23 protein-coding genes and 3 pseudogenes are annotated in these 21,606 nt (G+C 56.4%); 13 read left to right on the top strand and 13 right to left on the bottom strand.

Going from position 1 to position 21,606, the window contains the following annotated elements; all coding sequences use genetic code 11:
* Position 1: 1 nt before the first annotated feature.
* The 3 genes from ACQY4M_RS14820 to ACQY4M_RS14810 form a co-directional block, all read right to left on the bottom strand.
* Complete coding sequence (locus tag ACQY4M_RS14820) at positions 2 to 337, bottom strand: transposase (protein WP_428545604.1); 336 nt, start codon at positions 335 to 337, stop codon at positions 2 to 4.
* A 15-nt stretch (positions 338 to 352) separates the two neighbouring features.
* The gene (locus tag ACQY4M_RS14815) at positions 353 to 532 is read right to left on the bottom strand and encodes a hypothetical protein (RefSeq protein WP_428545601.1); all 180 of its coding nucleotides are present in this window, start codon (positions 530 to 532) and stop codon (positions 353 to 355) included.
* 61 nt (positions 533 to 593) lie between these two features.
* A complete protein-coding gene (locus ACQY4M_RS14810; RefSeq protein ID WP_428545598.1) occupies positions 594 to 956 on the bottom strand; it encodes a helix-turn-helix domain-containing protein in 363 nt (120 codons plus the stop codon).
* A gap of 563 nt (positions 957 to 1,519) precedes the next feature.
* On the opposite strand from ACQY4M_RS14810, the gene ACQY4M_RS14805 reads away from it, so the two are divergent.
* A complete protein-coding gene (locus ACQY4M_RS14805; protein ID WP_428542734.1) occupies positions 1,520 to 2,443 on the top strand; it encodes a metallophosphoesterase in 924 nt (307 codons plus the stop codon).
* 3 nt (positions 2,444 to 2,446) lie between these two features.
* Here the strand turns inward: ACQY4M_RS14805 and ACQY4M_RS14800 are convergent, their stop codons facing one another.
* From ACQY4M_RS14800 to ACQY4M_RS14790, 3 genes are all read right to left on the bottom strand, one after another.
* The gene (locus ACQY4M_RS14800) at positions 2,447 to 2,674 is read right to left on the bottom strand and encodes a hypothetical protein (RefSeq protein WP_428542731.1); all 228 of its coding nucleotides are present in this window, start codon (positions 2,672 to 2,674) and stop codon (positions 2,447 to 2,449) included.
* A gap of 148 nt (positions 2,675 to 2,822) precedes the next feature.
* On the bottom strand, positions 2,823 to 4,133 hold the full coding sequence (locus ACQY4M_RS14795; protein WP_428542728.1) for a recombinase family protein: 1,311 nt from the start codon (positions 4,131 to 4,133) through the stop codon (positions 2,823 to 2,825).
* Positions 4,133 to 4,399, bottom strand: a complete 267-nt coding sequence (locus ACQY4M_RS14790) for a DUF2924 domain-containing protein (RefSeq protein ID WP_428545595.1) — start codon at positions 4,397 to 4,399, stop codon at positions 4,133 to 4,135. Before ACQY4M_RS14790 ends, ACQY4M_RS14795 begins: the two co-directional genes overlap by 1 nt.
* Positions 4,400 to 4,540: 141 nt before the next feature.
* On the opposite strand from ACQY4M_RS14790, the pseudogene ACQY4M_RS14785 reads away from it, so the two are divergent.
* Positions 4,541 to 4,843, top strand: a pseudogene (locus ACQY4M_RS14785) (transposase); the annotation flags it as partial.
* Between the two features lie 60 nt (positions 4,844 to 4,903).
* Here the strand turns inward: ACQY4M_RS14785 and ACQY4M_RS14780 are convergent.
* A protein-coding gene (locus ACQY4M_RS14780) for an IS3 family transposase (RefSeq protein ID WP_428545592.1) occupies positions 4,904 to 6,036 on the bottom strand; the annotation gives its coding sequence in 2 pieces (ribosomal slippage) (positions 4,904 to 5,784 and positions 5,784 to 6,036; 1,134 coding nt in all).
* 108 nt (positions 6,037 to 6,144) lie between these two features.
* Between ACQY4M_RS14780 and ACQY4M_RS14775 the strand changes: the two genes are divergently transcribed.
* The 6 genes and pseudogenes from ACQY4M_RS14775 (at position 6,145) to ACQY4M_RS14750 (ending at position 11,519) form a co-directional block, all read left to right on the top strand.
* On the top strand, positions 6,145 to 7,188 hold the full coding sequence (locus ACQY4M_RS14775; RefSeq protein WP_428539227.1) for an IS5 family transposase: 1,044 nt from the start codon (positions 6,145 to 6,147) through the stop codon (positions 7,186 to 7,188).
* Between the two features lie 197 nt (positions 7,189 to 7,385).
* A pseudogene (locus tag ACQY4M_RS14770) lies at positions 7,386 to 8,315 on the top strand (IS256 family transposase); the annotation flags it as partial.
* 86 nt (positions 8,316 to 8,401) lie between these two features.
* A complete protein-coding gene (locus ACQY4M_RS14765; RefSeq protein ID WP_428539750.1) occupies positions 8,402 to 9,445 on the top strand; it encodes a glycosyltransferase family protein in 1,044 nt (347 codons plus the stop codon).
* The gene (locus ACQY4M_RS14760; RefSeq protein ID WP_428539753.1) at positions 9,442 to 10,206 is read left to right on the top strand and encodes a polysaccharide deacetylase family protein; all 765 of its coding nucleotides are present in this window, start codon (positions 9,442 to 9,444) and stop codon (positions 10,204 to 10,206) included. The genes ACQY4M_RS14765 and ACQY4M_RS14760 overlap by 4 nt, the downstream gene beginning before the upstream one ends.
* Positions 10,203 to 10,676: a class I SAM-dependent methyltransferase gene (locus ACQY4M_RS14755; protein WP_428539756.1), complete on the top strand. Its 474-nt coding sequence runs from the start codon at positions 10,203 to 10,205 to the stop codon at positions 10,674 to 10,676. Before ACQY4M_RS14760 ends, ACQY4M_RS14755 begins: the two co-directional genes overlap by 4 nt.
* Before the next feature lie 171 nt (positions 10,677 to 10,847).
* Entirely contained in the window at positions 10,848 to 11,519 is a 672-nt protein-coding gene (locus ACQY4M_RS14750) for an IS1595 family transposase (protein WP_428539759.1), read from the top strand.
* A gap of 124 nt (positions 11,520 to 11,643) precedes the next feature.
* Here ACQY4M_RS14750 and ACQY4M_RS14745 read toward each other — a convergent pair.
* Positions 11,644 to 12,776 (bottom strand): IS3 family transposase gene (locus ACQY4M_RS14745; protein WP_428539245.1). Its coding sequence is split into 2 segments (ribosomal slippage): positions 11,644 to 12,524 and positions 12,524 to 12,776, totalling 1,134 coding nucleotides; the frame shifts between segments, so codons are not numbered across the junction.
* A 161-nt stretch (positions 12,777 to 12,937) separates the two neighbouring features.
* On the opposite strand from ACQY4M_RS14745, the gene ACQY4M_RS14740 reads away from it, so the two are divergent.
* The 3 genes from ACQY4M_RS14740 to ACQY4M_RS14730 all read left to right on the top strand — a co-directional run bounded on the left by ACQY4M_RS14740 (position 12,938) and on the right by ACQY4M_RS14730 (position 14,810).
* Positions 12,938 to 13,141: a hypothetical protein gene (locus ACQY4M_RS14740; protein WP_428545589.1), complete on the top strand. Its 204-nt coding sequence runs from the start codon at positions 12,938 to 12,940 to the stop codon at positions 13,139 to 13,141.
* Between the two features lie 87 nt (positions 13,142 to 13,228).
* Complete coding sequence (locus ACQY4M_RS14735) at positions 13,229 to 13,621, top strand: hypothetical protein (protein WP_428545586.1); 393 nt, start codon at positions 13,229 to 13,231, stop codon at positions 13,619 to 13,621.
* Between the two features lie 58 nt (positions 13,622 to 13,679).
* Complete coding sequence (locus ACQY4M_RS14730; protein ID WP_428545583.1) at positions 13,680 to 14,810, top strand: SH3 domain-containing protein; 1,131 nt, start codon at positions 13,680 to 13,682, stop codon at positions 14,808 to 14,810.
* A 95-nt stretch (positions 14,811 to 14,905) separates the two neighbouring features.
* Here the strand turns inward: ACQY4M_RS14730 and ACQY4M_RS14725 are convergent, their stop codons facing one another.
* A complete protein-coding gene (locus tag ACQY4M_RS14725) occupies positions 14,906 to 16,132 on the bottom strand; it encodes an IS256 family transposase (RefSeq protein ID WP_428539582.1) in 1,227 nt (408 codons plus the stop codon).
* Positions 16,133 to 16,451: 319 nt separating this feature from the next.
* Here ACQY4M_RS14725 and ACQY4M_RS14720 point away from each other — a divergent pair, with 319 nt between their 5' ends.
* Positions 16,452 to 16,589 (top strand): hypothetical protein, encoded by a 138-nt coding sequence (locus ACQY4M_RS14720; RefSeq protein ID WP_428545580.1) that lies wholly within the window; start codon positions 16,452 to 16,454, stop codon positions 16,587 to 16,589.
* Positions 16,590 to 16,748: 159 nt separating this feature from the next.
* On the opposite strand, the gene ACQY4M_RS14715 is transcribed toward ACQY4M_RS14720, so the two are convergent.
* The 4 genes and pseudogenes from ACQY4M_RS14715 to ACQY4M_RS14700 all read right to left on the bottom strand — a co-directional run bounded on the left by ACQY4M_RS14715 (position 16,749) and on the right by ACQY4M_RS14700 (position 19,934).
* On the bottom strand, positions 16,749 to 17,444 hold the full coding sequence (locus tag ACQY4M_RS14715) for an RES family NAD+ phosphorylase (RefSeq protein ID WP_428545577.1): 696 nt from the start codon (positions 17,442 to 17,444) through the stop codon (positions 16,749 to 16,751).
* A complete protein-coding gene (locus ACQY4M_RS14710; RefSeq protein ID WP_428545574.1) occupies positions 17,441 to 17,830 on the bottom strand; it encodes an antitoxin Xre-like helix-turn-helix domain-containing protein in 390 nt (129 codons plus the stop codon). The genes ACQY4M_RS14715 and ACQY4M_RS14710 overlap by 4 nt, the downstream gene beginning before the upstream one ends.
* 208 nt (positions 17,831 to 18,038) lie before the next feature.
* Positions 18,039 to 18,670 (bottom strand): annotated as a pseudogene (locus tag ACQY4M_RS14705) (tyrosine-type recombinase/integrase).
* A gap of 220 nt (positions 18,671 to 18,890) precedes the next feature.
* Positions 18,891 to 19,934, bottom strand: coding sequence for an IS5 family transposase (locus tag ACQY4M_RS14700; protein ID WP_428539227.1), 1,044 nt, complete (start codon positions 19,932 to 19,934; stop codon positions 18,891 to 18,893).
* Positions 19,935 to 20,301: 367 nt separating this feature from the next.
* On the opposite strand from ACQY4M_RS14700, the gene ACQY4M_RS14695 reads away from it, so the two are divergent.
* A complete protein-coding gene (locus ACQY4M_RS14695) occupies positions 20,302 to 21,528 on the top strand; it encodes an IS256 family transposase (RefSeq protein WP_428539582.1) in 1,227 nt (408 codons plus the stop codon).
* The last annotated feature ends 78 nt before the right edge of the window (positions 21,529 to 21,606 follow it).

The following is a 21,606-nucleotide window of genomic DNA, read 5'->3' as shown; positions in this document are numbered from 1 at the left end:
TTTAATCGGTTCCGTATCCTGCGGCTTTGAAGAAGTTGAAGCACTCCTCGTCCGAGAAGAGGTCGCAGACATGGCCAACAGCATTCCAAAGGTCCTCGTAGGTTCGCGCGGTGGCTTTTCGGATCAGGGCTTTCAGCTTTGAGAAGGCCATCTCGATCGGGTTGAGATCGGGCGAATACGGCGGAAGGAACAGGAACCATGCGCCGACATCACGCAACACCTCGGCAGCGCGGGCGCTTTTGTGGCTGGACAGATTGTCCAGAATGATCACATCGCCCTTGCTCAGGGTCGGCGCGAGCTGGGTTTCGACGTAGGTGTCGAAGGTCACGCGGTTCATGGTGCCATCAATGACTCAGGGCGCATCCAGCCGGTTGTGGCGCAGGGCGGCGACAAAGGTCTGCGTGCGCCAGTGCCCGAACGGGGCATGATCGACCAGCCGCTGACCTCGCGGAGCCCAACCGGTGGTCTTGGCCATGTTGGTTTTGAGCCAGGTCTCGTCCAGAAAGCCGATGCGTTCGAGCATATGCGCCATGAAGGGCTGGCGATGCGCGATCCAGAAGTGCCTCTGGCGCGCGACCTTGGTGCGCTTCTGCTCAAGCGCCTGAATGTCTTTTTTTGTGTGTCAGGCCGAGCCGCCGGAAGAGCCGCCAGACCGAGCTGGGATCGACAGACACGCCACGTTCGGCCTGCAGGCGTGCCGCCATTTCGTCGAGCGTGATCTCGCCCTTGGCCTCTACCTGCGCACGCACCCAGCCTTCGTGAGGTGTCAGCTTGCCGATGCCCGGATTGCCCTGCCGTTTCGGCGCAAGCGCCCCGGTCTCGCGCTTCAGCTTGACCATGTCATTCACGAATTTAACCGATACATCGTACCGCGCCGCCGCCGAATGATGCGTGTTGCCCGCTTCGACATGCGCAACAACGTGCTGCCGAAGCTCCAATGGATGAGGTTTGCCCATACTGACCGCCCTTGTCTGTTTGAAACAGGAAATCACGCTTCAAGACAAAAGGGAATCCCGAATCCGATCAGATGCAAGCCGCTCTAAGATGCCGCAGCGAGTCATTCGCCGTCCGAGGGTTCATAGTTTGGAGAACTTTCAACACCAGTCCCGTCCCCTCCGCCACTTGCCTTCATTAAAACGCGGATATGCCCCGACGCGGGGGTGATTTTCCTTATGTTTCAAAGGGGTTTAGGCCTGGTGACCGAACCCGCGAGAATGCCCGATCACCTCATTACGCTCTCTAATCCCCGTTTCTCTCTATTCGACCGACCTTCGGGGCGTTTAAGGTCGGTCACGAAAACTCCAATAAAACAAGGATTTTTCGTGAATTTCGTGCCCGACCGGTTGCAACGATGTCAAATCCTCTCACTCGACGAGAGAAACCCGAAGGGGGCGTTTTGGCGCGAAAAGCCGCAGGGCAGTGCGGGGGTGACTTCGGTGGATGCATTGAACAGGGGCCACGAGAATGGCGCTGCCTTTTCCTGTGATAACCAGATACAATCTGGAAATTGGAGGACAGTTTGTACGATATCATTCCCGACATTCACGGCCAGTTTGAAAAGCTGGAGCACGCTCTGACCTCACTGGGGTATGCAAGGCGAAACGGAGCGTGGCGGCACTCGGACCCCGGGCGCATTTGCGTTTTTCTGGGCGATTTCATCGATCGTGGCCCGCGAAACGAGGATGTCATCGCTCTGGTGCGCGGGATGCTGGATGCCGGAACAGCGCTGGCGGTGATGGGCAATCACGAACTGAACGCGATCCATTTCCATACCAAGCATCCCGAAACCGGCGTGCCTTTGCGCCCGTGGTCCCCTAGAAACCTGCGTCAGCACCAGAGCTTTCTGGATGAATTCCCGCCGGAAAGCACCGCCACGCGTGATGTCATCGGCTGGATGCGCAGCCTTCCGCTCTATCTGAAACTTGACGGGTTTCGCGCCGTGCATGCCTGCTGGGACGAGGGGCTTATTGCTCGGCTGGAGACGGAAACGGCCTCGGGCGTGCTATCGGAAGAAAAACTCATCATGGCCGCCGATCCGGCCGATCCGCTCAATGATCTCGTGGAAACTATTACCAAAGGCCCCGAGGTTATCTTGCCGAATGGGCACAGCTTTGCTGACAAGGATGGCAACCAGCGCACCGAGGTGCGGGTAAAATGGTGGAATGGGGAGGGACAAAGCTGGGCCGACATTGCCATGTCAGTGCCCGAACCGGATGATTTACCCAAGGGTGGGCTGCCTGCGGATGTATCGGCAATGGTCTACCCCGAAACGGCCAAGCCGGTGTTCTTCGGCCATTACTGGCTGACCGGGCAGCCGGTGTTGCAAGCCCCGAACGCTCTGTGTCTTGATTATTCCGCCGGCAAAGATGGTCCGCTTATGTCATATGGTATGGACGGGGATGATCGGCTGACATTGGAAAAGATCAAGCGCCACGGGGATTGAATATCATCCAGTTTCAAACACCGCGGCCTCTTGCTCGGCCCAAGGCAATGATACGGCATCGATCAGATCAATGATCCTGACGGCCGGAATTTCCTGTTCCACGATCATGCGCTCGATGACTGCGGGCGCAAGGTAGGCGAGGCGGATTTGGCGACTGACATGCCGATCAGCCAGCTCTGCATCGGCCGCGAGATCGCTGATCGTGTTCGCCTCCCCAGTTTCCGCCGCCATTCCCATGCGCGGGCCAGGGCGCGCAGGATGTGGGGGTCCTGTTGGCGGTCTTCGGCATCGAGCCGGTTCTCGGGCGGCAGGATCTGGGTGCGACCGTTGCGGCGGCGGTATTCCAGCGGCACGAATATGCGGATGGTGTCGGGGGTGTTCATATGCTTGCCTCCTGCCCAGTCATCAATTCGGTTGCCAACCCCTTCAGCCCGTCGGCCCGCAGGTCGATCGCCAATCCCTCGCCGGTGACGGTCACGCGCTGCACCAGTAGTTGGACGATGCGGGCGCGCTCATTGTGGAAAAGCTGGGCCCAGAGGCTGTCGAAATCCTGTAGTGCAGCGGCAACCTCGCTGGTTTCAGCGTTGCTGCACAGTTCCGCCGCCGTGCGCGCGGCAATTTCGGGGGAACGCAATACACGGCGCAATTCGCGCACCACCGCGCCTTCGACCATGCCGGCGGCGAGGCGTTGCGGTGCGGCGGAGGGCTCGGTGTGGCGGATTTTCAGATAGTCGGTCGAAACGTAATAGCAGTATTCCTTGTTCTTCTTGCCGGTGTGATGCGGGGTCATGGCTGCGCCGTTCTCATGGAAAATCAACCCGCGCAGATAGGCGGGGTTTTTCGGCCGCCGCCCGCGCCGGTGCTTGCGACCGTTAGCTTTGAGCCGCTCCTGCACGCGGTCCCATGTGGCCTGATCGACGATGGCCTCATGCTCGCCCTGAAAGCTCTTTTCCTTGTGGCGCGCCATGCCCGCATAGACCGGATTTTGCAGCATGCGGATGACGAATTGGGAATTCGGTGGATTGCCCGCCTTGGTGGTCACGCCCTTGGCCTGCAGTTCCCGCGCCAGCAAGGTGCTGGAGCCAAGGTCGATATAGCGCTCGAACGCTGCCTTCACGATCGGGGCCTCAATATCATGGGGCACCAATTTCCGGTCCTGGAGCACATAGCCGAACGGCACGCTGCCACCCATCCACATGCCCTTCCGGCGCGAGGCGGCAATCTTATCGCGGATGCGCTCGCCGGTGACCTCACGCTCGAACTGGGCAAAGCTCAGCAGGATATTGAGCGTCAGCCGCCCCATCGACGTGGTGGTGTTGAAGGATTGCGTGACCGAGACGAATGTCACCTGATTGCGGTCGAAAATCTCCACCAGCCTGGCGAAATCCATTAGCGAGCGGCTGAGTCGGTCGATCTTGTAGACCACGATCACATCGACCAGCCCGTCCTCGATGTCGGCCAACATCTGGCGCAGCGCGGGGCGCTCCAGCGTGCCGCCGGAGAACCCGCCATCGTCGTAATGTTCGCGCACCGCGACCCAGCCTTCGGACCGCTGGCTGGTGATATAGGCCTCGCAGGCCTCGCGTTGGGCATGCAGCGTGTTGAATTCCTGCTCCAGCCCGTCCTCGGTGGATTTGCGGGTGTAAATGGCGCAGCGCAGTTTGCGGGTGGCTTGCAATGATCCATCCATCAGGCACCGCCTTTCCGCGCACGACCAAGGCCGAAAAATGCGAACCCGTTCCAGTGCTTGCCGGTGATGGTGTTGGCCACCTTGGAAAGCGATTTGTAGCGCTGGCAGCCATAATCGAAGCCGTCGGGCTGAACGGTGACCACATGAGTGACGCCCTGCCATTCACGGATCAGGCGGGTGCCGGGGATGGGTTTGCGATCGTCCAGCATTTTGGGCTGGCCGCCCAGCCGCTTGCCGTGCATCTCGGCGGACAGTGCCTTCAGCATCTGGCGGCTTTTCTTGGACAGCCCGCCATGGGTCAGTTCCTGGGTAGTGTCGCGAGTTTGGTGGAAATTCGAGGACGGCGTAATCTCCGGGTGCATCGAAGCCACCCAACCGGCGGCTGGAACCGCCAAGGAGATCACGCCATGACAAAGAATACAGCAACATCGACATCCGCGCTACTGGCCAATGAAGCAGGCTATGACCCGATTGAAGACCGGCTGCGCCAGAACATCCGCGCGACGATCGAGGCGGTTTTCGAAGAGGAGCTGGAGCAGTTTCTGGGCCGTTGCCGGTATGGCCGCAGCGGCGGGGCAAAGGCCGGATACCGCCACGGGCATCGCGAGCGGCAACTGGTCGGAACATTTGGAACCGAAACGGTGCGCGTGCCGCGTGCGCGGATCACAGGCGAGGCCGGCAAGGCCAGAGAATGGCGCTCGAAGGCATTGAGAGGTGGTCCCACTTTTTTGACCAGTCAGCAGCCAGTTTAAGATGGATCAGGGTTTCATTTAGGCTGCCAAACTCATTGGTTTTGTTTTTCTGTCATAGGCTTCATCCGGGGTCAATATTCCGTGGGTGGAATGCGGGCGCTCGGTGTTGTAGTAAGCCAACCATTTCCCGATCCCGGCGCGGGTCTGCGAACCCGTTTCAAATGCGTTGAGGTAAATGCATTCGTATTTCAAGGATCGCCAAAGCCGCTCGATCATCCGGTTATCGACCCAGCGACCTTTGCCATCCATCGAGATTTTCACGTCGGCTTCTTTCAGCGCCTGCGTCCATTCAAACCCGGTGAACTGGCTGCCCTGGTCGCTGTTCATGATATCGGGCTTGCCGTATTTGGCCATAGCCTCTTTCAGGGCTTCAACGCAAAAATCTGCCTCCATGCTGTTTGACAATCTCCAGCTCAAAATCTTGCGGCTGTGCCAGTCCATGATCGCGACCAAATAGAGGAACCCGCGCTGCATCGGAATGTAGGTGATATCTACGCACCACACATGGTTTGGACGATCAATCGTCAGGTCTCGCAGCAGATACGGGTAGATCTTATGCTGCGGATGTTTCTTGCTCGTGTTGGGCGTCTGGTAGATCGGAACCAACCGCATCAGCCGCATCAAACGGCGGACCCTGTGGCGACCACACTTGTAACCTTGGCGCTGCATGTGCCGGGCCATTTGCCGTGATCCATACCACGGCGTCTGCAAGAATTGCTTGTCGATTATTGTCATGAACCGCAAATTTTCAGCACTTTCGCCTTTTGGCTGGTAATACAGGTTCGAGCGCGCCAGAGAAAGTAGCCCGCATTGTCGTCGCACACTCAGATCATGCTCACGGCTCACCATTTTTTGCCTCGCTTCCCGAGCAACTGTTGCGAGGCGTTGGCTAAAAAATCCCGTTCCACGACCAGCTGACCAATCTTGGAGTGCAGCTTCTCAATCTGGGCTTCATCAACCCGATCAGGATCACGGCCCCGTCTGGAAAATGCCGTGGCCATGTTTTCAATCGCTGCTCGTTTCCATGTGCCAATCTGGGTTGGATGCACACCATACTTCTTCGACAGCTCCGCCATCGTCATTTCCTCGCGGATTGCTTCAAGCGCAACGCGGGCTTTGAATTCGGGAGAATGGTTCTTTCGTTTCGTCATTTTGAATCGTCTTTCTCATAAGGGAACCTCTAAAAATCCCCCAAAATCCGGCCTGACGGGGTAGAATCGTCATCAGGATGAAAATGATTCGACCGACGGGGTTTTGTCATGGGTCAGATGGGATTTTTTGATCTTTCCAGCCGATACGCGGGACTGGACAAATCTGGTGATCCGCTGGTGTTGCTCAACGACATGGTGCCGTTCGAGGATTACCGGGACGAGCTGAAGGCCATATGGCGCACGCCGCCCGAACAGCGCAAATCCAACGCTGGCCGCCCGCCTTGGGATGAGGTGCTGATATTCAAGACGATGGTTTTGCAGCAGCTCTACAACCTCTCTGACGATCAGATCGAGTATCAGATCCGCGACCGCCTGTCGTTCATGCGGTTTCTCGGCCTTGGCATTGAAGACAGCGTACCTGACGCCAAGACCATCTGGGCCTACCGTGAAAGGCTGGCCGGGGCCGGGAAGATGAAGGAGCTGTTTGACAAGTTCGATGCCTTTCTGCGCGAAAAGGGCTATCTGGCGATGGGCGGGCAGATTGTTGATGCGAGCATCGTTCCGGCGCCGCGCCAGCACAACAAAAGGGACGAGAACGAGAAAATCAAGGCGGGCGAAACGCCTGAAGAGTGGGAGGAAAAACCCCACAAGAAGCGCCAGAAGGACGTGGATGCGCGCTGGACGAAGAAGCACGGCAAGAGCTATTACGGCTACAAGAACCACATCAATGTCGACCGGCGGCACAAATTCATCCGCGCTTATGATGTCACCGATGCCGCCGTGCATGACAGCCAGGCGCTTGCCGGTCTGATTGATGCGAGCAACACCTCATCGGACCTGTGGGCCGACAGCGCCTATCGCTCGCAAAAGATCGAAAGCGAGCTGGAAGAGCGGGGGCTTCACAGCCATATCCATCATAAGGGCAGGCGCGGCAAGCCGCTTGGCGAGCGCCAGCAAAAGGCCAACCGGAGGCGCTCGAAAGTGCGGGTCCGGGTCGAGCATGTATTCGCTTTTCAGGAGCGCTCCATGGGCGGCAAGCTGATCCGCTCCATCGGCCTGAAGCGGGCGCGATTTCGCATCGGGATGATGAACCTGGTCTACAACATGAAGCGCTTCGTCCAGTTCGAATGCGGCCTGGCGGCGCCGGGATAAGGGTTCATGGGGTGAGGTGTGCCTGAAATACCCAAAACCGGCTTGAAACCGGTGAAAATGGGTTTATGATCCGAAGCAATCAGGCGGGACAGGCGAAAAACCGTCCACCCCGCCGCGAAGAAGGCGAAAACGGGAATTTACAGAGGTTCCCATAAGTCGATCCACCTTAACAACTGGTCCGAATTTCCGCGACCACCTCTTTGCCCCGCTACCAGCGGCTGACGAAGAAGGCCGAGGCGCTGATCGCTGCTGTCTACCTTTCGGGCACCAACACACGGCGGGTAAAACGCGCCCTGTTCGGCCTGTTTCAGGGGGCGGTCAGCAAGGATGTGGTGAGCCGCGCCTGGCGCAAGGTGAAGGTGGACTGGCAGGCGTGGTGCGCCCGCAGCCTTGCGGATGAAGACATCGTGCGGCTGATCCTGGACGGCACCGTGATCAAAACGCGGATTGACAGGAAGGCCACCAATATCTCGGTTCTGGCCGCGATTGGCGTGCGCCGGGATGGGCAGAAGGTCTTGTTATCACTGATGAACATGGGCGGCGAAAGCACCTCCGCCTGGCGTCAGTTCATCAACGATCTGGATGCGCGCGGGTTGAAACGGCCCGAATTTGTCATCGTGGACGGGGCACCGGGACTTGAGGTCGCTCTCATTGCCCTCTGGGGTGAAGATCTGCCGATCCAGAGGTGCACGGTGCACAAGCACCGCAACCTTCTGGCCAAGGCACCCAAGCGTATGCATGATGAGTTGACAGAAGATTACCGCGACATGATCTACGCCAAAACACCCGAGGAAATCGCCACCCGCCGCAAGGCATTTCTGCGAAAATGGCGGCTGAAATGCAAGGCCGTCGCTGACAGCTTGGAAGAAGCAGGAGATAAGCTTTTCACCTTCACGCGTCTGCCACAAGGCCAGTGGAAATCGGCCAGAACGACAAATGCGATCGAACGCCTGAACGAGGAATTCCGCCGCCGCATCAAGACCCAGACCGTGCTGCCATGCGCCGAGACCGTGCCGATGCTGCTTTGGGCTCTGATGGCCTCGGGGCAGATCGTCATGCGAAAGGTCGATGGCTGGGAAACGCTCGCTCAGCCCGTCGCCGACGCAACCCTTGACCAAGCCGCCTGACCGGCGCATAACTCAACCCGCTCGGAGGTGCCTGAAATCAATTTCCACCACTTTCGAGACACAACCTTGTGGCGGATGGTCATGCGGTGACGGTTCTGTCTGGCGGTCTGCCGGTGGCGCAGTTCGATACAGACGGGATTGCATTGCGCCAACTGCCGCCGCTGCGTTCGGACGGCATCAATTTTACCCGTCTGCTGACCGTCGAGGGGGACGTGGCCGATGCGGCCTATCTGGCCACTCGCGAAACCGAGCTGGCACAGGCCGTCACCGATACGCGCCCCGATATTGTGATCACCGAACTGTTCCCCTTTGGCCGCCGTGTGTTGCGCGGCGAATTCATGGCGCTGATCGGGGCCGCACGGGCGCAAACCCCTCGCTCTGTTATTCTGGCCTCGGTCCGTGACATCCTTGCGCCGCCCTCAAACCCGCAAAAAGCACAGAAAACCGATAGCATTGTTCTGGAGCATTACGACGGTGTTCTGGTGCACTCCGACCCAACCAGCACCCCGCTTGAGCAAAGCTGGCCGGTGACACCCGCGTTGCAGGAAAAACTGCTTTATACCGGCTACGTCGCCCCGCCGCCTGCGGGTGCGCACCCCGACAGACTGGGACAGGGCGAGGTGATCGTCAGCGCCGGTGGTGGATCAGTTGGCCGACACTTGTTCACTGCCGCCGTTGCTGCCGCTGGGTTGTCGCCAGCGTTGCGCTGGCGTGTGCTGGTTGGCGGGGGCAATGCCCAAGCTGTGATTGCGCAGCTTTCGGCAAAGGCTCCGTCGAATATCATCCTTGAACCCGCCCGCCCTGATTTTCGCCAGATGCTGACCCACGCCGCCTGTTCCGTCAGCATGTGCGGCTACAACACCGCGCTGGACCTGTTGCAGGCGGGCACACCATCGCTGTTCATTCCGTTCGACGAGGGCGGCGAGGTTGAACAAACCCTGCGGGCCGAAAGCCTGAGCCATCTGCCGATAATGCAAATGCTGCGCGCCGCTGATCTGACGCCAGAACGCCTGTTGCAAGAGGTGGAGGCGCTGCTGAGGCTGCCTCGTGGAAAGGCACCGGGTCTGCGGTTCAACGGGGCGCAGGAAAGCGTGCGGATTGCGTGTGGTATGGCGGAGGGGCGGGCATGAAGATTGACTGGACTCCGGTTGTCGATGAACTGGCGCACTGGCGTCAGGCGGGTTTGACGCTGCCGATATGGTGGCGCGATGATGATGCCATCGCCCCGACGCCTGCGCTGGACCGGTTGATCGCATTGTCCGAAGCCGTGCAAGTGCCGGTGCATCTGGCCGTGATCCCGAAAACCGCCACGCCAGAGCTGGCGATGCGGGTTGCGGACACAGATCACCTGATCCCCGTGGTGCATGGCTGGGCGCATCAGAACCTTGCCCCGCAAACTGCCAAAAAGGCCGAATTCGGCGATACCCGCGATCTGGCCGAAGTGACGCAGGATGTGCAAAACGGCTTGACCCGCCTGCAATCCCTGTTCGGTCCGCGCCTTAAGCGGATGTTCGTGCCGCCGTGGAACCGCATTGCGCCGATGCATTTCCCTGCGCTGACAAAGGCGGGCTATAAAACCCTGTCCACCTACACCCCGCGCAACGCCCCTTTTGCCGCACAGGGTTTGCAACAGATCAACACCCACCTTGACCCGATCAACTGGCGCGCTGGCAAAACCCTGATTGCGCCCGAGGATTTGGTGGCGCAACTGGTCACTTTGATGGTTGATCGCCGCACGGGCAAGACCGATAATGACGAGCCTTTGGGCCTGCTGACCCACCACCTTGTGCATGATGCTGACATCTGGGAGTTTACCCGACAACTGCTCGAGGTTCTGACATCCGGCCCCGTGACATTTACCGCCACCCTTAACGAAAGACGAAAACCATGAGCCGACTGGACAGTATGATGCGCCGCTTAAGCGCCCAACGTGACGGGCTGGAATGGGCCGCCGAACAGACCAAGGATATGAACGGCGACGCACTGGACATGGGGCTGGGCAACGGGCGCACCTATGACCATTTGCGCGAAATACTGGACCGGCGTATCTGGGTGATCGACCGTGTATTGCAGTGCCATCCGTCCTGCGTGCCACCCTCGCAGGATTTTCTGGAAGGTGAGGCCGAAGAGATGCTGCAAAAGTTGGCCGCGATGGGGGCGAAAATCGTGCTGGCGCATTATGATTTCGGGTTTGGCGTCAAGGAAAAGGACGTCGAAGAAGCCGCTCGTCTTAGCCCGGCCATAGCGCGTGTAATGGTGCCCGGCGGGGTTATCGTTTCTGGTCAGCCCTTGGTCGGGTTCGAGGCAGTCGAGGGGCCGGCGGGTATTGCCAAGGACCGTTATTATTTCTACCGAACCTGAGCTATAATGCCTTGATGGTGCGTTCCTTAGCTGCCGGAGTGATTGCCGGTGGTCGCAAAGTATTCACCCAATGCGATTCTCGTCCAGCTTTTTGGCATTATCATTCTATCAATATTATAAGGGTCATGCCTAGCTGAGTGACAATAAATTGTCATAAGGCTATGAAAAGGCATGAAGAATAGATACGCACACGGTTCCCGCGTTTCAGAGAAGAAAATCCGCGAGATTGTTCGGTATTTTGCCGCTGATCTGACGGCCACCCAGGCTACCCAGCTCTCGGGTCTCAACCGCAATACCGTCAATCGGTTTTACCGCGCTTTGCGCGAGCGTATCCTTTTGGCCTGCGAGGCACAGCGTCCGATGTTCGGCATCATAGAAGTGGACGAAAGCTTCTTTGGCGCGCGACGTGTGAAAGGCAAGCGCGGACGCGGGGCTTATGGGAAGACGACCGTGTTTGGCGTCTTCGAGCGTGACGGAAAGGTCTACACCGAGATCGTACCGGACTGCTCAAAGCCAACCCTGCAAGGGATTATCCGCGGTCGGGTTGATCCGGCATCCGTGATCAACACAGACGGCTGGCGCGGCTATAACGGTTTGGTGGATTTGGGATACGGGCACTTCCGTGTCGACCATTCCAAGGATGAATTCGCGCGTGGCCGCGTGCACATCAACGGCATCGAAGGCTTCTGGGGATTGGCCAAACTACGCCTTGCCAAGTTCAAGGGCCTTCCCAAACACACCTTCCATTTGCATCTCAAGGAAACAGAATGGCGCTATAATCATCGCAACTTGAACAAGTACAAGATACTGCTAAGCTACCTCAGAGAAAACCCGCTCAGCTAGGCATGACCCTATTATAAAATCACCCTTCTTGAACACGGGACTACAGAAACAGCACTGCATGTAAAGAGGTGGTCCCACTTTTTTGACCAGTCAGCAGCCAGTTTAAGATGGATCAGGGTTTCATTTAGGCTGCCAAACTCATTGGTTTTGTTTTTCTGTCATAGGCTTCATCCGGGGTCAATATTCCGTGGGTGGAATGCGGGCGCTCGGTGTTGTAGTAAGCCAACCATTTCCCGATCCCGGCGCGGGTCTGCGAACCCGTTTCAAATGCGTTGAGGTAAATGCATTCGTATTTCAAGGATCGCCAAAGCCGCTCGATCATCCGGTTATCGACCCAGCGACCTTTGCCATCCATCGAGATTTTCACGTCGGCTTCTTTCAGCGCCTGCGTCCATTCAAACCCGGTGAACTGGCTGCCCTGGTCGCTGTTCATGATATCGGGCTTGCCGTATTTGGCCATAGCCTCTTTCAGGGCTTCAACGCAAAAATCTGCCTCCATGCTGTTTGACAATCTCCAGCTCAAAACCTTGCGGCTGTGCCAGTCCATGATCGCGACCAAATAGAGGAACCCGCGCTGCATCGGAATGTAGGTGATATCTACGCACCACACATGGTTTGGACGATCAATCGTCAGGTCTCGCAGCAGATACGGGTAGATCTTATGCTGCGGATGTTTCTTGCTCGTGTTGGGCGTCTGGTAGATCGGAACCAACCGCATCAGCCGCATCAAACGGCGGACCCTGTGGCGACCACACTTGTAACCTTGGCGCTGCATGTGCCGGGCCATTTGCCGTGATCCATACCACGGCGTCTGCAAGAATTGCTTGTCGATTATTGTCATGAACCGCAAATTTTCAGCACTTTCGCCTTTTGGCTGGTAATACAGGTTCGAGCGCGCCAGAGAAAGTAGCCCGCATTGTCGTCGCACACTCAGATCATGCTCACGGCTCACCATTTTTTGCCTCGCTTCCCGAGCAACTGTTGCGAGGCGTTGGCTAAAAAATCCCGTTCCACGACCAGCTGACCAATCTTGGAGTGCAGCTTCTCAATCTGGGCTTCATCAACCCGATCAGGATCACGGCCCCGTCTGGAAAATGCCGTGGCCATGTTTTCAATCGCTGCTCGTTTCCATGTGCCAATCTGGGTTGGATGCACACCATACTTCTTCGACAGCTCCGCCATCGTCATTTCCTCGCGGATTGCTTCAAGCGCAACGCGGGCTTTGAATTCGGGAGAATGGTTCTTTCGTTTCGTCATTTTGAATCGTCTTTCTCATAAGTCGATCCACCTTAACAACTGGTCCGAATTTCCGCGACCACCTCTCTGCAGCGCATGCGGATATTGATGATTGGTTGAGAGATACATTCAGTTCACGCGACTGGGTTGGTGATTGGCTTAAGGATACATTTGGACCTGTAATGAATCAGGAAGGTGGAAAATCAGATTTTGCCGATTTATGGATGACCGCGAACAAAATTTCTAGCGATTGGACACCAGGGCAGAAACTGTTTGGTGCAAAAGAGCTTGCAGAGTTAAAATCCGTCTGTGATTTGCCAAAGCTTCTGGCTGTCGTAAACAAAGAGCGTACACCTGAAGCGCTTATTAAGCGTTGCTTCAAGTAGATAGATTTTGCTTTGGGTCGCAGTGTTTTGCTGCGGCCCTGACGTAAACGAATTTAAACATTGATTTAAAAAAGCTGAGTAGTCGATATGAAAAATCTATTAAAATCTGGGGCAGTTGCTGCCGCCGTTTTAATGAGTGGTGCCCCCAATATGGCCCATGCCGTAAGTTTGGAAGAATACCTTGAGTGTGTTTCGCAAGGTGGAGGATTGATCGATTGTGCCTATGGGAATGGTCCAAATCCGTTTGTTCATATTCAAGTGCCACGCGATCTTGCGCCTAACAAAGACGAAGCCGCCCGAATCCAAGAAATGGTGAAGCATGGGCGGTTTGATAAACTGGATATGCGTGGCGCGAAAGAAGGCGGTGCTTTTCAAGGATCATTCATGCAAAGCTGCAAGACGGGAAATTTGCTGGACATGATCGAAAAAGGTGCAAACCTGCCAGCGCTGCAAAAATCCTGTTACGAACGGGTAAAATAATACATTTCCGGACTGTATAAACCAGTCCGGAATTTTATGACTTAAGGGGAGAACTGCAATGACTATAAAAGCCGTAATTTTAGCCGCTACCATCCTGTCTGCCGCATCTTTTACACCCGCAAATGCCGCTGATCCGTACAAAGTTATCGGTATCACTGCCGGAGACAGCCTGAATGTGCGCACCGGTGCCGGCACCAGCTTTGCCGATATTGGCGATGTTTTGCTGGGCGAGACAGTTCAAGTCCACGGATTTGATAGCACCGGTAAATGGGCGCAGATCACGTGGAGAGGGCAGCTTGCCTATGTTTCATCACGCTATTTGAAAAGTATAGGGTCGAGAACAAATACAAATTCTGGTTCTGGTAACGGTACAGCATCAAACCTTGGCCTGCAGCGGGTGACCGGAATTGCGGCGAATGACCCTGATGGCGGATTGGTCGTGCGCGTGGGGCCGGGCCGTTCCTATGGCCGCGTTATGGTTATACCCAATGGTGTCGGGATGAATGTTGTTGAAATCAGTTCAGGCGGGAAATTGTCACGTGCCGTGTTCTCTGATGGGGGAACGGGCTGGGTGCGTAACTCGTATCTTACTGGTGCCAGTACAGGCGGCACATCAACACCGCCACCAAGTTCACCCCCACAAGGCAATGTGGTTTTACCGGCGGTCTTTTCCGTGATTAATGTAGCGGCAAATGATGTGTTGTGGGTGCGTAATGCGCCAGACGAGGCGGCGGCACCTGTCACCAACCTGCAACCCAACGCTGCGGTGACTGTTTTGGAATTTATCAACAACGGCTGGGCAAAGGTAACGATCGGCCAAAATATTGGCTATGTAAAAGCAAGCTATCTGACGCAAGGTGGGGGTGTAACGACCTCTAGCGGAATGCAGCTTGGCCTGAATTGCAACGGTGCCGAACCATTTTGGAATCTGCAAATCGCGACGGACTGGACAATGACCTATTCAGCAATGGGCGGCTCGCCTCAGGTGTCGTCTCTGCAGCTTGCCAATCCGTCCCCGTCGGGTCCTTATCCGTTTCAGCTTTCTGACGGTGGCCAACTTAACGGAACCCTATCCGCACAAATATGCTCGGACGGTATGTCGGATATTACTTATCCGTGGAAAATCCTTCTTAACGCTCCGATGAGCGGTTCAATGCAGGCGTTAAATGGGTGCTGTACATTGCAGTGATAGGTATGGGCTAGTCAAGGCTCCAACGCGGTTGTGTCTCGAAAGTGGTGGAAATTGATTTCAGGCACCTCCGAGCGGGTTGAGTTATGCGCCGGTCAGGCGGCTTGGTCAAGGGTTGCGTCGGCGACGGGCTGAGCGAGCGTTTCCCAGCCATCGACCTTTCGCATGACGATCTGCCCCGAGGCCATCAGAGCCCAAAGCAGCATCGGCACGGTCTCGGCGCATGGCAGCACGGTCTGGGTCTTGATGCGGCGGCGGAATTCCTCGTTCAGGCGTTCGATCGCATTTGTCGTTCTGGCCGATTTCCACTGGCCTTGTGGCAGACGCGTGAAGGTGAAAAGCTTATCTCCTGCTTCTTCCAAGCTGTCAGCGACGGCCTTGCATTTCAGCCGCCATTTTCGCAGAAATGCCTTGCGGCGGGTGGCGATTTCCTCGGGTGTTTTGGCGTAGATCATGTCGCGGTAATCTTCTGTCAACTCATCATGCATACGCTTGGGTGCCTTGGCCAGAAGGTTGCGGTGCTTGTGCACCGTGCACCTCTGGATCGGCAGATCTTCACCCCAGAGGGCAATGAGAGCGACCTCAAGTCCCGGTGCCCCGTCCACGATGACAAATTCGGGCCGTTTCAACCCGCGCGCATCCAGATCGTTGATGAACTGACGCCAGGCGGAGGTGCTTTCGCCGCCCATGTTCATCAGTGATAACAAGACCTTCTGCCCATCCCGGCGCACGCCAATCGCGGCCAGAACCGAGATATTGGTGGCCTTCCTGTCAATCCGCGTTTTGATCACGGTGCCGTCCAGGATCAGCCGCACGATGTCTTCATCCGCAAGGCTGCGGGCGCACCACGCCTGCCAGTCCACCTTCACCTTGCGCCAGGCGCGGCTCACCACATCCTTGCTGACCGCCCCCTGAAACAGGCCGAACAGGGCGCGTTTTACCCGCCGTGTGTTGGTGCCCGAAAGGTAGACAGCAGCGATCAGCGCCTCGGCCTTCTTCGTCAGCCGCTGGTAGCGGGGCAATGCCTTCGAGCGCCATTCTCTGGCCTTGCCGGCCTCGCCTGTGATCCGCGCACGCGGCACGCGCACCGTTTCGGTTCCAAATGTTCCGACCAGTTGCCGCTCGCGATGCCCGTGGCGGTATCCGGCCTTTGCCCCGCCGCTGCGGCCATACCGGCAACGGCCCAGAAACTGCTCCAGCTCCTCTTCGAAAACCGCCTCGATCGTCGCGCGGATGTTCTGGCGCAGCCGGTCTTCAATCGGGTCATAGCCTGCTTCATTGGCCAGTAGCGCGGATGTCGATGTTGCTGTATTCTTTGTCATGGCGTGATCTCCTTGGCGGTTCCAGCCGCCGGTTGGGTGGCTTCGATGCACCCGGAGATTACGCCGTCCTCGAATTTCCACCAAACTCGCGACACTACCTCCAACGCAACAAAGGTGCTCAGTTCAAACAGCTGGCGTCAATGACATCAAAAAATACAATAACGGGTCACAATGTATAACCCCTTTGCAGTAGCCCGCAAATTGCTCACAATTGCAAACGCGCTCACAGTAAAAACCCAATTACGGTGTGTGAAATAAATACAGTTGTTAGATTTGTAGGCGCTTTGCTTGGCAGCCTTGGAACAGAGGAGAGGCGGATATGAGTAAGGGAATAGGGTTTGCGGACGAGTTTAAGCGCGGTGCGGTTGCGCAAGTTGCAGATAGGCAGGAGAATAAGCACCAAGTCGCTTTATATGTGGAAGTCACAATTATCGAAGCCCGCGAAGATTTTATTTGATAAATCTGCACTTTTCTCTGAGGTGAGAGTGAATGGCTGCTCTTACGGGCCGCATCACAGCCTCCAGGTACACCGATCAACGGCAGCATTGGGCCGTACCTTTCCTGAGCAATTTCAGGATACGATCAATCTAATTAGGGATAAGGCTGGCATATCTGGTCAAGCAACTTGCTGGATTGAATAGTCAGGTGTTCCATTCCACGTAAGATCCCACGACGCCCCAGGGCGGACATTCTGGACCGCCTGCGGATCAAAGCACGCGAGGCAGTTCCCTTCCTGTGCTCGGACGGAAGGATAGATTAGCCCGCGTGATCCTGCACGCCGTAGGTTTTCAGCAAAGTTCTGGCCTTCAAGGTAGCCTACAGCAGGGTCCGCATGAAGCGCGTTGTGCGTTGGTTCATCCGTAATGTCATCGAAACTTCCGATAAAATCGGCGTGTATTTCGATGTAGCGCGCTGTGTCTTGGAAGTTCCCAGTGTATTCCAGTTCACGGGTGCGGTGGAAGGCAACTTCGGCAACGCAAACCATCACATCCCAAGCACAATACCAAGCGCCTCGATTTTCACCGTTGAACCGGTTTCCGCCTGCGCGCGTGTATGTAAATGCCGCATTCACATGCGTGTTTCCATAAATTCGCAGATCCGCCTTTCGACGATGCCATGCGAGTTCGCGGGGGTCGAGTTGTGGGCTCTTGCCGCGTTCGGCTACTAATCGCGCACTTGTTAGCCCTTCAATCTCAGCGAGGATTTCCGCTTCCTCATCCGTGTCCACCAAGCCACGAAGTGCTGGCGGCTTGTGATACGTGGCGGAAAGGAGACGGATCAGACCACGATCCGAAATAGTCGTTGTCTTCATGCCCCGCCTCGCACGGCATCCAGATATGTCCGAATATTCATAATTTGCGGGAGACCACCTTCAATGGCTGTATCGACAGGCCGTGCTCCATTAAAGAGCGGCCCTGTATTTTGTCGAGCGATCCATGCTCTCGCAACCGGTTCGGAAAAGTAAAGCTCTAAGGACTTGTAGATTCCAATAAGTGCTGAGAGACGGAGAAGCTGATCTTTTGTCAAATTTCCAGTGAAGCCAGGTTTTTTTGCCCGTTTCCAAGTGCTCTCGGACATGTCGGCGAGGGCCGCAGCTTCCTTCAAATTCAGGCCCCAAGTCTCTGCAACACGTGCGTAGGCCTTCAGGGCTACGGCAGTAATTTCAGTTGGCTCGTGAGCTTTCGCGATGATTTGCATGATTTTTCTCCTCCACTCATATATAGACCATGTGATCTAATAGTAAAGGTCAAATGTCCTGATTGATGTGTAAGTTGCTCGAAGTATGACCCATGGATTATAAGATATGCACACACCTGAACGTCCGCATTATGGAAGCTGCCCTGCAGCATAAAATGAAGTGATCAAAGGCGAGTTTGGGCCGCCCTCGAAGAGGCGGCCACGCGCTCTAGATTTCTATAGCTTCTGAAATTTCTAATGCATCTTCCAACTCAACCCCCAAATATTGCACTGTGCTGTCCATTTTGGTGTGCCCTAACAGGAGTTGAACGGTTCTCAGATTCCCAGTTTTCTTGTAGATCTGAGTGACCTTAGTCCTACGCATTGTGTGGGTTCCATAAGCGGTTGCCTCCAAGCCAATAGACGTCACCCATCCCCGAACGATCCGCGCGTATTGGCGGGTCGAGATATGTAGACGCGCGTAAAAACGACCTGGCCAAAGATATTCAAACCGACCATTATCGGATCTTTCATCCAGCGCTTGACAGAAATACGTGTCCCTTCTGTAATTTCAAATTTCACAGGCTTTTGCGTTTTGCTTTGCAGCACGGATGCGCGTTCCTTGATGTGGCCTGAAGCCATGACGTCGACGACCTTCATTTTCACCAAGTCACATCCCCTTAGCTTGCAATCAATGGCCATATTAAAGAGAGCAAGATCACGATGCTTTTCAGCGAGTTCAAGCCGTACTCGAATGGCCCAGATATGCTTTGGCATGAGTGGGCGTTTTTGACCGACGATGCGGCCTTTGTTCCATGCAGAGTGTCGTGCACGGATGACAGGCAGATTATGTGTAGACATGATTGATCCTCCGATCCGCCATGCCCTCCCACAATGACAACCAAGCGTTGGCACACAACAGTAACATAAGGGAACCTCTGTAAATTCCCGTTTTCGCCTTCTTCGCGGCGGGGTGGACGGTTTTTCGCCTGTCCCGCCTGATTGCTTCGGATCATAAACCCATTTTCACCGGTTTCAAGCCGGTTTTGGGTATTTCAGGCACACCTCACCCCATGAACCCTTATCCCGGCGCCGCCAGGCCGCATTCGAACTGGACGAAGCGCTTCATGTTGTAGACCAGGTTCATCATCCCGATGCGAAATCGCGCCCGCTTCAGGCCGATGGAGCGGATCAGCTTGCCGCCCATGGAGCGCTCCTGAAAAGCGAATACATGCTCGACCCGGACCCGCACTTTCGAGCGCCTCCGGTTGGCCTTTTGCTGGCGCTCGCCAAGCGGCTTGCCGCGCCTGCCCTTGTGATGGATATGGCTGTGAAGCCCCCGCTCTTCCAGCTCGCTTTCGATCTTTTGCGAGCGATAGGCGCTGTCGGCCCACAGGTCCGATGAGGTGTTGCTCGCATCAATCAGACCGGCAAGCGCCTGGCTGTCATGCACGGCGGCATCGGTGACATCATAAGCGCGGATGAATTTGTGCCGCCGGTCGACATTGATGTGGTTCTTGTAGCCGTAATAGCTCTTGCCGTGCTTCTTCGTCCAGCGCGCATCCACGTCCTTCTGGCGCTTCTTGTGGGGTTTTTCCTCCCACTCTTCAGGCGTTTCGCCCGCCTTGATTTTCTCGTTCTCGTCCCTTTTGTTGTGCTGGCGCGGCGCCGGAACGATGCTCGCATCAACAATCTGCCCGCCCATCGCCAGATAGCCCTTTTCGCGCAGAAAGGCATCGAACTTGTCAAACAGCTCCTTCATCTTCCCGGCCCCGGCCAGCCTTTCACGGTAGGCCCAGATGGTCTTGGCGTCAGGTACGCTGTCTTCAATGCCAAGGCCGAGAAACCGCATGAACGACAGGCGGTCGCGGATCTGATACTCGATCTGATCGTCAGAGAGGTTGTAGAGCTGCTGCAAAACCATCGTCTTGAATATCAGCACCTCATCCCAAGGCGGGCGGCCAGCGTTGGATTTGCGCTGTTCGGGCGGCGTGCGCCATATGGCCTTCAGCTCGTCCCGGTAATCCTCGAACGGCACCATGTCGTTGAGCAACACCAGCGGATCACCAGATTTGTCCAGTCCCGCGTATCGGCTGGAAAGATCAAAAAATCCCATCTGACCCATGACAAAACCCCGTCGGTCGAATCATTTTCATCCTGATGACGATTCTACCCCGTCAGGCCGGATTTTGGGGGATTTTTAGAGGTTCCCTATAAATGATGTTGAAGGGGTGCGTGAAACCTTTGGGCAGTTCAATATCGCGCAGATCAAAACCACCTACACAATCGGATTGAAGAATGAAGCACGCGGTGAACGCGGCGAGGTTCTGATTGCAAATTACGATCTGCCCTCACAATAAGGAACAAAACCTAATGCCCCCAAAAACCTTCTGGGTAGTGTCGCGAGTTTGGTGGAAATTCGAGGACGGCGTAATCTCCGGGTGCATCGAAGCCACCCAACCGGCGGCTGGAACCGCCAAGGAGATCACGCCATGACAAAGAATACAGCAACATCGACATCCGCGCTACTGGCCAATGAAGCAGGCTATGACCCGATTGAAGACCGGCTGCGCCAGAACATCCGCGCGACGATCGAGGCGGTTTTCGAAGAGGAGCTGGAGCAGTTTCTGGGCCGTTGCCGGTATGGCCGCAGCGGCGGGGCAAAGGCCGGATACCGCCACGGGCATCGCGAGCGGCAACTGGTCGGAACATTTGGAACCGAAACGGTGCGCGTGCCGCGTGCGCGGATCACAGGCGAGGCCGGCAAGGCCAGAGAATGGCGCTCGAAGGCATTGCCCCGCTACCAGCGGCTGACGAAGAAGGCCGAGGCGCTGATCGCTGCTGTCTACCTTTCGGGCACCAACACACGGCGGGTAAAACGCGCCCTGTTCGGCCTGTTTCAGGGGGCGGTCAGCAAGGATGTGGTGAGCCGCGCCTGGCGCAAGGTGAAGGTGGACTGGCAGGCGTGGTGCGCCCGCAGCCTTGCGGATGAAGACATCGTGCGGCTGATCCTGGACGGCACCGTGATCAAAACGCGGATTGACAGGAAGGCCACCAATATCTCGGTTCTGGCCGCGATTGGCGTGCGCCGGGATGGGCAGAAGGTCTTGTTATCACTGATGAACATGGGCGGCGAAAGCACCTCCGCCTGGCGTCAGTTCATCAACGATCTGGATGCGCGCGGGTTGAAACGGCCCGAATTTGTCATCGTGGACGGGGCACCGGGACTTGAGGTCGCTCTCATTGCCCTCTGGGGTGAAGATCTGCCGATCCAGAGGTGCACGGTGCACAAGCACCGCAACCTTCTGGCCAAGGCACCCAAGCGTATGCATGATGAGTTGACAGAAGATTACCGCGACATGATCTACGCCAAAACACCCGAGGAAATCGCCACCCGCCGCAAGGCATTTCTGCGAAAATGGCGGCTGAAATGCAAGGCCGTCGCTGACAGCTTGGAAGAAGCAGGAGATAAGCTTTTCACCTTCACGCGTCTGCCACAAGGCCAGTGGAAATCGGCCAGAACGACAAATGCGATCGAACGCCTGAACGAGGAATTCCGCCGCCGCATCAAGACCCAGACCGTGCTGCCATGCGCCGAGACCGTGCCGATGCTGCTTTGGGCTCTGATGGCCTCGGGGCAGATCGTCATGCGAAAGGTCGATGGCTGGGAAACGCTCGCTCAGCCCGTCGCCGACGCAACCCTTGACCAAGCCGCCTGACCGGCGCATAACTCAACCCGCTCGGAGGTGCCTGAAATCAATTTCCACCACTTTCGAGACACAACCGGAGGCCTGTAT

The organism is Profundibacter sp. (assembly GCF_965277155.1).
Classification (GTDB): Bacteria; Pseudomonadota; Alphaproteobacteria; order Rhodobacterales; family Rhodobacteraceae; genus Profundibacter.
This window is presented reverse-complemented; position numbering and strand designations above follow the sequence as displayed.

Excerpts from the sequence above, each read along its gene's own strand:
- ACQY4M_RS14820 (WP_428545604.1), bottom strand. The coding sequence starts at position 337 with ATGAACCGCGTGACCTTCGACACCTACGTCGAAACCCAGCTCGCGCCG.
- ACQY4M_RS14815 (WP_428545601.1), bottom strand. The coding sequence starts at position 532 with ATGGCGCATATGCTCGAACGCATCGGCTTTCTGGACGAGACCTGGCTC.
- ACQY4M_RS14810 (WP_428545598.1), bottom strand. The coding sequence starts at position 956 with ATGGGCAAACCTCATCCATTGGAGCTTCGGCAGCACGTTGTTGCGCAT.
- ACQY4M_RS14800 (WP_428542731.1), bottom strand. The coding sequence starts at position 2,674 with ATGGCGGCGGAAACTGGGGAGGCGAACACGATCAGCGATCTCGCGGCC.
- ACQY4M_RS14795 (WP_428542728.1), bottom strand. The coding sequence starts at position 4,133 with ATGGATGGATCATTGCAAGCCACCCGCAAACTGCGCTGCGCCATTTAC.
- ACQY4M_RS14790 (WP_428545595.1), bottom strand. The coding sequence starts at position 4,399 with ATGCTGAAGGCACTGTCCGCCGAGATGCACGGCAAGCGGCTGGGCGGC.
- ACQY4M_RS14775 (WP_428539227.1), top strand. The coding sequence starts at position 6,145 with ATGGGTCAGATGGGATTTTTTGATCTTTCCAGCCGATACGCGGGACTG.
- ACQY4M_RS14760 (WP_428539753.1), top strand. The coding sequence starts at position 9,442 with ATGAAGATTGACTGGACTCCGGTTGTCGATGAACTGGCGCACTGGCGT.
- ACQY4M_RS14755 (WP_428539756.1), top strand. The coding sequence starts at position 10,203 with ATGAGCCGACTGGACAGTATGATGCGCCGCTTAAGCGCCCAACGTGAC.
- ACQY4M_RS14750 (WP_428539759.1), top strand. The coding sequence starts at position 10,848 with ATGAAGAATAGATACGCACACGGTTCCCGCGTTTCAGAGAAGAAAATC.
- ACQY4M_RS14740 (WP_428545589.1), top strand. The coding sequence starts at position 12,938 with ATGAATCAGGAAGGTGGAAAATCAGATTTTGCCGATTTATGGATGACC.
- ACQY4M_RS14735 (WP_428545586.1), top strand. The coding sequence starts at position 13,229 with ATGAAAAATCTATTAAAATCTGGGGCAGTTGCTGCCGCCGTTTTAATG.
- ACQY4M_RS14730 (WP_428545583.1), top strand. The coding sequence starts at position 13,680 with ATGACTATAAAAGCCGTAATTTTAGCCGCTACCATCCTGTCTGCCGCA.
- ACQY4M_RS14725 (WP_428539582.1), bottom strand. The coding sequence starts at position 16,132 with ATGACAAAGAATACAGCAACATCGACATCCGCGCTACTGGCCAATGAA.
- ACQY4M_RS14720 (WP_428545580.1), top strand. The coding sequence starts at position 16,452 with ATGAGTAAGGGAATAGGGTTTGCGGACGAGTTTAAGCGCGGTGCGGTT.
- ACQY4M_RS14715 (WP_428545577.1), bottom strand. The coding sequence starts at position 17,444 with ATGAAGACAACGACTATTTCGGATCGTGGTCTGATCCGTCTCCTTTCC.
- ACQY4M_RS14710 (WP_428545574.1), bottom strand. The coding sequence starts at position 17,830 with ATGCAAATCATCGCGAAAGCTCACGAGCCAACTGAAATTACTGCCGTA.
- ACQY4M_RS14700 (WP_428539227.1), bottom strand. The coding sequence starts at position 19,934 with ATGGGTCAGATGGGATTTTTTGATCTTTCCAGCCGATACGCGGGACTG.
- ACQY4M_RS14695 (WP_428539582.1), top strand. The coding sequence starts at position 20,302 with ATGACAAAGAATACAGCAACATCGACATCCGCGCTACTGGCCAATGAA.